Origin of the sequence: Devosia ginsengisoli (genome assembly GCF_024707105.1) — a bacterium.
Classification (GTDB): Bacteria; Pseudomonadota; Alphaproteobacteria; order Rhizobiales; family Devosiaceae; genus Devosia; species Devosia ginsengisoli_A.
This window is the reverse complement of the sequence record NZ_JANQAJ010000009.1, coordinates 501365-507500: the sequence shown is the minus strand read 5'-3', so window position 1 is coordinate 507500 and position 6136 is coordinate 501365. Positions and strand designations below refer to the sequence as shown.

4 protein-coding genes, 2 rRNA genes and 1 pseudogene (1 of these 7 only partly in view) are annotated in these 6136 nt (G+C 60.5%); 2 read left to right on the top strand and 5 right to left on the bottom strand.

Going from position 1 to position 6136, the window contains the following annotated elements; translation table 11 throughout:
- Both NVV79_RS12375 and rrf read left to right on the top strand, forming a co-directional pair.
- Positions 1-939, top strand: a 23S ribosomal RNA gene (locus NVV79_RS12375) (it extends 1785 nt beyond the left edge of the window).
- 132 nt (positions 940-1071) lie between these two features.
- A 5S ribosomal RNA gene (gene rrf / locus NVV79_RS12370) occupies positions 1072-1187 on the top strand.
- Between the two features lie 234 nt (positions 1188-1421).
- On the opposite strand, the gene NVV79_RS12365 is transcribed toward rrf, so the two are convergent.
- The 5 genes and pseudogenes from NVV79_RS12365 to NVV79_RS12345 form a co-directional block, all read right to left on the bottom strand.
- Positions 1422-2150 carry a proteasome-type protease gene (locus NVV79_RS12365; RefSeq protein WP_303989806.1) on the bottom strand — a complete coding sequence of 243 codons (729 nt, stop codon included), beginning with the start codon at positions 2148-2150 and terminating at the stop codon, positions 1422-1424.
- 36 nt (positions 2151-2186) lie between these two features.
- Positions 2187-2987, bottom strand: a complete 801-nt coding sequence (locus NVV79_RS12360; protein ID WP_303989804.1) for a transglutaminase family protein — start codon at positions 2985-2987, stop codon at positions 2187-2189.
- Positions 2988-2989: 2 nt separating this feature from the next.
- Complete coding sequence (locus NVV79_RS12355) at positions 2990-3931, bottom strand: alpha-E domain-containing protein (protein ID WP_303989801.1); 942 nt, start codon at positions 3929-3931, stop codon at positions 2990-2992.
- Between the two features lie 12 nt (positions 3932-3943).
- Positions 3944-5352, bottom strand: a pseudogene (locus tag NVV79_RS12350) (circularly permuted type 2 ATP-grasp protein).
- Between the two features lie 408 nt (positions 5353-5760).
- Positions 5761-6120 (bottom strand): RidA family protein, encoded by a 360-nt coding sequence (locus tag NVV79_RS12345; protein ID WP_303989798.1) that lies wholly within the window; start codon positions 6118-6120, stop codon positions 5761-5763.
- Positions 6121-6136 lie beyond the last annotated feature (16 nt).

The window sequence follows — 6136 nt, the reverse complement described above, 5'->3', positions numbered from 1 at the left end:
CGGGTAAGTTCCGACCTGCACGAATGGCGTAACGACTTCCCCACTGTCTCCAGTATAGACTCAGTGAAATTGAATTCCCCGTGAAGATGCGGGGTTCCTGCGGTCAGACGGAAAGACCCCATGCACCTTTACTATAGCTTTACGCTGGCATTTGTGTCGGCATGTGCAGGATAGGTGGTAGGCTTTGAAGCAGGGACGCCAGTTCTTGTGGAGCCGCAAGATGAGATACCACCCTTATCGTCATAGATGTCTAACCGCGGCATAACAGTGTCCGGGACCGCGTATGGTGGGTAGTTTGACTGGGGCGGTCGCCTCCCAAAGAGTAACGGAGGCGCGCGATGGTAGGCTCAGAACGGTCGGAAATCGTTCCTCGAGTGCAATGGCATAAGCCTGCCTGACTGCGAGACTGACAAGTCGAGCAGAGACGAAAGTCGGTCATAGTGATCCGGTGGTCCCGCGTGGAAGGGCCATCGCTCAACGAATAAAAGGTACGCTGGGGATAACAGGCTGATAATGCCCAAGAGTCCATATCGACGGCATTGTTTGGCACCTCGATGTCGGCTCATCACATCCTGGGGCTGGAGCAGGTCCCAAGGGTATGGCTGTTCGCCATTTAAAGTGGTACGTGAGCTGGGTTTAGAACGTCGTGAGACAGTTCGGTCCCTATCTGCCGTGGGTGTAGGAATATTGAGAAGAGCTGACCCTAGTACGAGAGGACCGGGTTGGACGAACCTCTGGTGGACCTGTTGTGGCGCCAGCCGCATTGCAGGGTAGCTAAGTTCGGACGGGATAACTGCTGAAAGCATCTAAGCAGGAAGCCTCCTTCAAAACTAGTATTCCCTTGAGAGCCGTGGAAGACCACCACGTCGATAGGCCGGGTGTGGAAGCGCAGCAATGTGTGAAGCTTACCGGTACTAATAGCTCGATTGGCTTGATCGTTCTCATTAATCTATGTCCGCATAGACTGTGAAATGATCGGTTAGAAACACCAGTTTCAACCTCCTTGCATGGGAGAGGTTGAAACCAATACAGAACCAAAAAACCAGAATTCACTCATACGTTTTTCGCTGACCTTGTGGTTTTTGCGAGGAGCCCAAGACCCGATCCCATCCCGAACTCGACCGTCAAATTCCTCTGCGCCAATGGTACTAAGTCTCAAGGCTTGGGAGAGTAGGTCGCTGCAAGGTCTGCCAAAAACGTATGATCTCTTAGATGTCGAAATGAAATTCAAACCTTTCACCGGAAACGGTGAGGGGTTTTTCGTTTTTGGCTGGTTCGGTGAGCTCCAGGTGACCTGCTCCCCATCCCCTTCGAATGTCGCATAAGGCAAGCACCATGATGCCATGCCGCTAAGGCGATCGAAGCCAGTTTGTTTCTCGTAAAACAGAGACATGAAGAGCACGCGCCGTGCCAGACCACCCTCAGGGCTCGAAATCGGGCAGGCTCTTGATCGCGGATTTGAGCGCGCTCGACCAGCCTTCGGAAACCGTACGGAAATAGGGATCGTCCTGCTCGATGCGCTTGCGGTAGCCGACGGTGAAGCTGTCGCGCTCGCAATAGGCGAGGTCGAGCGGCAGGCCGACAGAGAGGTTGGCCTTGACCGTGGAATCGAAGCTCACCAGCAAAAGCTTGACCGTTTCGGCAAAGCCCAGGCCCTTTTCATGGGCACGGATCAGAATGGGCTTGCCGTATTTGGTCTCCCCTATCTGGAAAAAGGGCGTGTCTTCGCCCGCCTCGATGAAATTGCCTTCCGGATAGACGAGGAACAGGCGCGGCTCTCCGCCCCTGATCTGGCCGCCCAGGATGAAGCTCGCCCCGAACGCGTCGGCATTCTGGCCGGCGGGGGCAGCTTGGCGGATCACCTCCTTGAGCGTATCGCCCACCAACTGCGCGGTTTGGAACATCGATGGGGTGGCCAGAAGCGAGGGCGCGCGCTCCTCGACCGCCTTGGTGCGCTCGTCCAGCAGGCTGATCACCGCCTGGGTGGTGGCGAGGTTGCCGGCCGAGAGCAGCACGATGACGCGCCCGCCCGGCACCTGCCAGGTCCGCATTTTGGAAAAGGTCGAAATGTTGTCGACCCCGGCATTGGTCCGGGTGTCGGACATGAAGACCAGGCCGGTGTCGATCTTGAGGCCTACGCAATAGGTCACTTGAATTTGCCCCGACTCGCGATATTCAGAAGACGATTACTGCTCGACGGTGATACGGACCGCAAGCCGTTCCTCGGCCTGGCCCAGCCTGATCCCCATGACGGGCATGGCATCGCGATAATCGCGCCCGCAAGCGACGCGCACATAGCGCTCATCGGGAGAGATGCCATTGGAGCTGTCGAACCCGGCCCAGCCCAGGCCCTCCACATAGGCTTCGGCCCAGGCGTGACTGGCTGTCTGTTCATCCGCGCCGTCCAGCCGCAGATAGCCGCTGACGTAGCGGGCAGCAAAGCCCAGCCGGCGGGCTGCGGAAATGAAGATATGGGCGTGATCCTGGCACACACCCTGCCCCTGGGCCAGCGCCTCCTCGGCGGTGGTGACCGCGTTGGTGGCGCCCACGGTATAGGCGACACGCTCGCGCACCAGAGCCATCAGGGCATGGAGTCTTTCGATCTCGCCGCCCTCGCCCTCGCCCACGACCTCCGCGAGCGCCGCCACGCCCTGGCCGGGCCGGGAGAGATCGGTGGGCTGGCGGAACAGCCACAGCGGAGCGAGGCCGCGATGGGGACCGAAAATACCGTTGGCGTCGACGGTATCGACCACCCCCGAAGCAGTAACGATGATGCGATGGGGCTCGTCATTGATGCTGAGCAGGCGCGTATCGTTGTCGAAGGCGTCGTCATAGCGCACCTCCTCGCGGGCGCCCTCGATCGAAAGCGACCATTCGGTCACCGTCTGAGTAGGCCCAGATTTGGGCACCAGCCGCAGGCGCTGGAGCGCGTAGAAGAGCGGCGCGTCGTAGGAATATTCGCTGATATGGGAAATCCTGAGCCGCATCTTCAATAGAACCGGTAATCGACCGCGATCTGGTCGGCGAGTGCGGCGTTGGAGCGCAGGAATTCGGTCAGGAACTCGTGCAGCCCCTCTTCGAAAATATCGGCGATGGTCGCCGATCTGAGCTTTGTAAGCATGTTCTGGGCCATCTGGTGGCTGGTGTGGCGCGTGCCGTATTCCTCGGCGAGAAAGCCCAGCGCGTCGCAGATGCCCGAATGGCAATAGGCCAGCGAGCGGGGCATACGGCGATTGAGGATGATGTAGTCGGCGACGTTGGCCGGGGTGTATTCGCCCTCATAGCTCCAGCGGAACGACCGTTGGGCCGATACCGAACGCAGGATGGTCTGCCACTGATGGGTGTCGAAGGTCGAGCCCACCCAACTTACCGAGGGCAGCAGCACCCAGTATTTGACGTCGAGGATGCGCGCCGTGGAGTCGGCCCGTTCCATCAGCGTGCCCAGCTTGGCGAAATCGAAGATCTCGTTGCGTAGCATCGTGCCATGGAAGGCGCCGCGGATCAGTGCCGTCTCGCGCTTGATGGCATCGAGCACCCAGGGCAGTTCGCGTTCATCCACCTTTTGCCCCAGGATGCGGCGCAGGGCCATCCAGGCTTCGTTGACGCTCTCCCAGACCTCGCGGGTCAGCGAGGTGCGCACCAGGCGCCCGTTGATGCGCGCGGTTTCCATGCACGTCATGACGCTTGAGGGATTGTCGGGATCGCGCAAGAGAAAATCGACGACGGCGGCCGCGTCATAGGGACGGTTGCGCGCATCGAACGCCTGGCGCACGCCGGCGCTGGTCATCACCGACATCCATTCGTCCGTGGCGGTTCCGGTCTGGGTGAGCGCCAGCCTGTGGCCGGTATCGACGAGCCGGGCCATGTTCTCGGCGCGCTCGATATAGCGGTTCATCCAATAGAGCCCGTTGGCCGCCCGGCCTAGCAGCATGGGCGCTTCCCCTCAGTCATCGAGCACCCATGTGTCCTTGGTGCCGCCCCCTGGGAGGAATTGACCACCAGCGAGCCTTCCTTGAGCGCCACGCGGGTGAGCCCGCCGGGAACGATGTGGATGCGGTCGGACACCAGCACGAAGGGGCGCAGATCCACATGGCGCGGCGCCAGGCCCTTTTCGGTGAACACCGGACAACTGGAAAGCGAAAGCGTGGGCTGGGCGATATAGTTGGAAGGACGGGCGCGCAGCTTTTCGGCGAACGCCTCGCGCTCCCTGCGCGACGCCGCCGGGCCGACCAGCATGCCGTAGCCGCCCGAACCGTGGACTTCCTTGACCACCAGCTCTTCAAGGTGTTCGAGCACGTAGGCGAGGCTGTCGGGCTCCGAACACCGCCAGGTGGGCACGTTATTGAGGATCGCCTTGCGGCCGGTGTAGAACTCGACGATCTCGGGCATGTAGGAATAGATCGCCTTGTCGTCGGCGATTCCCGTGCCCGGCGCGTTGGCGATGGCGACGTTGCCGGCGCGGTAGACGTCCATGATGCCGGGAACGCCCAGGATGGAATCGGGCGAAAAGGTCAGGGGATCGAGGAAATCGTCGTCGACCCGGCGGTAGAGCACATCTATGGTCTTGTACCCTTGCGTGGTGCGCATGGCGACGCGGCCGTCGACCACCCGCAGGTCCTGCCCCTCGACCAGTTCGACCCCCATCTGGTCGGCCAGGAAAGCGTGCTCGAAATAGGCGGAGTTGAAGATGCCCGGCGTCAGCACTGCGATGGTCGGGCCTCCGGCGCAGCCGGTCGGCTTGACCTTGGCGAGGGATTCACGCAGGAGCTGGGGATAGTTCTCGACCGGAAGGACCTTTATCCGGCCGAACAGCTCGGGAAAGAGCTGCATCATGGTTTCCCGGTTCTCCAGCATGTAGGAGACGCCCGACGGGGTGCGGGCGTTGTCCTCGAGCACGTAGAATTCGTCCTCGGCGGTGCGCACGATATCGACGCCGATAATGTGGGTATAGACACCGCCGGGCGGGCGCACACCGATCATTTCGGGCACGAACGCCCTGTTGCCGGCGATCAGCTCGCGTGGGATCCGGCCGGCCTTGACGATCTCCTGGCGGTGGTAGATGTCGTAGAGGAAGGCATTGAGCGCCCTCACCCGCTGTTCGATCCCCTGCACCAGCCGGCGCCATTCCTTGCCCGAGAGGATGCGCGGGACGATGTCGAAGGGGATGAGCCGTTCGGCCGCCTCGGCGTCGCCATAGACGGCAAAGGTGATGCCGGTGCGGCGGAACACTTTTTCGGCGTCGCTCGATTTTTCCTTCAGCCAGTCGACGTCCTGGGCGTCGAACCAGCCCTTGTAATCTTGGTAAGGTGATCTTGCCTGACCACCCAGGGTCATCTCATCGAATGTGCTCACGCCATACTCTCCTGCAATGATTGAATTGGAGAGCGTAAAGATTGGCAAGTATTTTCTTAAGGTTAGCCAAATTGATCAAAGAATGACCGGCTTGCGCAATTTTTGTTCAGTACGGCGGCGCAAGAACAGGCAGGACGGGGCCTTGGTCATGCCAGCATGGACGACAGCGCCGAGGCAGATTGACTCTGTCGGGCAATGAGAAAGCCTCCACTCATGCTACTGTCGACATGCCGGCGCCGGGCGAAGAAGCCCTCATGGGCGCCGGGACTGTTCGTTACAGCATCCAAACTGGGGCGCTAGCGCGGATGACAGACTTGGCCCCGGACCTGCTTTTGCGCGCCGGTCAAGGTGCAGCCATTTCGGGAAGGCGCGGCCTTCCGAGCTCGGCCAACGCCTCCCCCTGCTTTCCTAGTTTTGCGGCAATGCGGCGAGGACCTGAATCTCGACCTTGATATCGGGCAGCGCCAGGCGCGCCTCGACGGTCGCTCGGGCGGGCGTGTGGCCTTGCATGACCCACTTGTCCCAGACCTCGTTCATTTCGGCGAAAGTGCCAATGTCGCTCAGCCAGATATTTACCTGGACCAGGTGTTCCTTGCTGGTGCCGGCATCGGCCAGTAATTCGTCGATGCGAGCGAGGATGTCGCTGGTCTGGTCCGCGACGCTGCGGCCCTCGCGTTTTGCTGCAGTCATGCCCGAGAGATGGACGTTGTTCCCGTTGATAACGATGCCGCTCATGCGTGGGCCGACGTGTATGCGTTTGATGGTCATGGCAATTCCTTCGTGT